The following is a 2,298-nucleotide window of genomic DNA, read 5'->3' on the forward strand; positions in this document are numbered from 1 at the left end:
TGCATCTACCTGGCGCTCCGCGAGGACGCCGAGAGCCTCTACCCCTACGACCTGCGCCACCTCAACCGGGAGGACTTCCTCCGCTTCGCCAGGGACATGAAGCCCTACCTGTCGCCGCGTTCCCACGGGATCGACTTCCTTGAGATCTACATCGAGGGGCTGTCGCAGTACTGGCGCGACGCCGGCGGCAGCGGCCGGCGCCTGGAGGGGCTGTCCGGCACGGTGCCCTTTGAGGAGGCGCGTGGGGTGGTTCGGGAGCAACTGAGTAGCGGCCTTCCCGTCCCCTACCTGATGCTGCGCCACCAGGACGACGCGCTGGAGGATTTTGAGTGGCACTGGTTCAACCTGGCCGGATACGAGGAGGCGGGGGACGACCTGATGGTGGAGGCCGTCACCTACGGCAAGCCGCACTGGCTGAGCCTGCGGCGGATGTGGAACTCGGGGGAGGACCGGCGCGGCGGCGTCATCCGCGTGTCCCGGTGAAGGGGCGCCCCTTGCCCGCGGATTGATGTGCCGGAGAGCGGCGGGCAGGCTCGGAACGGTGAGGCCCTTCTCCGCTCCGAACACGAGGAAGAGGTCCGTCATACGACGTAAATAAACAGGTGCCTGTTGATTTGATCTTGACAGCCTCGCAGGGAGGGGGATATCATGGGCTTATATAACAGGTGCCTGTGGTATTTGTGGGGAGGGATGGGAATGGACGACGTTTGCAGGGATATCTACGAAAAGCTGTCTTTCGTGCAATGGCTTTTGCGGCGGCTGCAGATGCTCCGCCATACGGAATACGGCCCTTTTTCGGATATCCATTACGGTCAGGGGCGTGTCCTCGCCTTTCTGAAGGTCCAGCCGAAGATCGCCACGAAGGACCTGGCGTACCTGTTGGGGCTCCGACAGCAATCGCTCAACGAGCTTCTCAACCGCCTGGAGCAGGGCGGCTACGTTGAGCGGAAGCCCTCGGAGGAGGATCGGCGGGTGATGATCGTCCACCTGACGGACAAGGGGAAGGAGCTGCGGCAGCCCGAAAGCGATTGGGCAAGCGTCTTTGGCTGCTTGTCGGGCGAGGAACTTTCCGCCCTGAGCCGTTACCTGGACCGAATCATCGATTCTCTGGAATCGCAGGTGGAGATCCCGTTTGAGGAGCACCTGTCCGCCTGGATGGAGCAGGCGCGCGAGCGCATGGGGGACGAGCGCTTTGAGGAAGCCGTTCGTCAGAGCGGATTCGGCGTGAGGGGAGGGGTTAAAATGTTTCGATGGAGCCGCAGGAGGGGCGAAGACCCGCGCCTCGGCTGCGACCTGCGTGGGCCGGCCCCGAAGGACCTGCCGGGCGCCGAACGGTTTTCCCCGGACTACGACGGCCCGGTGCCGGAGGGGAGGGGCCGGTGCCCCTGGCAGCGGCAGAAGGAAAGCGGCGACGCGGAGGAGTAGCGAAGGGCCTCAAAATTTCAGGCCCCGCTGGCTAAGTTGTCGGGAACGGTCAACCGTATTGTCTCTAGTGCCAGAAATTCATCAGGCCGCGCGAAGCGCACGGGAAAGTTTCAGGGAAGCGCTGAAGGACCCCTTTGGCTTGATGAGCCTTGATCGCTTTCGGCAACTTTTTAAGGTGATTTGGCGCTTCTTTGAAAGTCAAGGAGGGGGCTTCCGTGCAGACCATCTTATCGGTTCGAGGACTGTCCAAGAGCTACGAGGGCTTTTGCCTGCAGGACGTTGACCTGACGTTGGAGGGTGGGATGATCCTGGGCCTTATCGGGGAGAATGGGGCGGGAAAGACCACCACGATCCGGGCCGTCCTGAACCTCGTCGCCATTGATCGGGGCGAGGTCGAGGTCTTCGGCATGCGTTATCGTCATCAGGAGAAGGCCATCAAGGAGCGGCTTGGCGTCGTGCTGGACGACAGCTTTTTGTCGGGCGAGCTGACCGCGCGCGACGTCGGCCTGATTGTGAAGAGCGTTTATCGAAGCTGGGACGAACCCTGTTTTTTCCGAATGTTGCAGTCCCTGCAGCTGCCCCCGGACAAGAGGATCAAGCGGTACTCCAGCGGGATGAAGGCGAAGCTGAAGGTGGCGGCCGCTTTGCCCCACCGCCCCGACCTGCTGGTCCTGGACGAGCCCGCGGCCGGCCTGGACCCGGTGGCGCGAAGGGATATCCTGGACCTGTTGCAGACGTTCGCGGCGGACCCGTCACACGCCGTTCTGATTTCGAGCCATATCACCTCGGACCTGGAGCGCATCGCCGACCGGATCGCCTTCATCCGTCAGGGGCGGATCGTCCTTTCGGGCGCAACGTGCGACCTGATGCGGG

At 62.9% G+C, this 2,298-nt stretch carries 3 protein-coding genes; all 3 read left to right on the forward strand.

Annotated features, from left to right (window positions below):
• Nucleotides 1-483 (forward strand): hypothetical protein (locus tag SY1_RS08940; RefSeq protein ID WP_208873518.1); only part of this gene is annotated, 483 nt, incomplete at its 5' end.
• 213 nt (nucleotides 484-696) lie between these two features.
• Nucleotides 697-1,425: a MarR family winged helix-turn-helix transcriptional regulator gene (locus SY1_RS08945; protein WP_015556829.1), complete on the forward strand. Its 729-nt coding sequence runs from the start codon at nucleotides 697-699 to the stop codon at nucleotides 1,423-1,425.
• Nucleotides 1,426-1,640: 215 nt separating this feature from the next.
• The coding region (locus SY1_RS08950; RefSeq protein ID WP_208873519.1) for an ABC transporter ATP-binding protein at nucleotides 1,641-2,298 on the forward strand (658 nt) is incomplete at its 3' end.

Source organism: Fretibacterium fastidiosum, from assembly GCF_000210715.1.
Lineage (GTDB): Bacteria > Synergistota > Synergistia > Synergistales > Aminobacteriaceae > Fretibacterium > Fretibacterium fastidiosum.

Excerpts from the sequence above, each read along its gene's own strand:
- SY1_RS08945 (WP_015556829.1), top strand. The coding sequence starts at position 697 with ATGGACGACGTTTGCAGGGATATCTACGAAAAGCTGTCTTTCGTGCAA.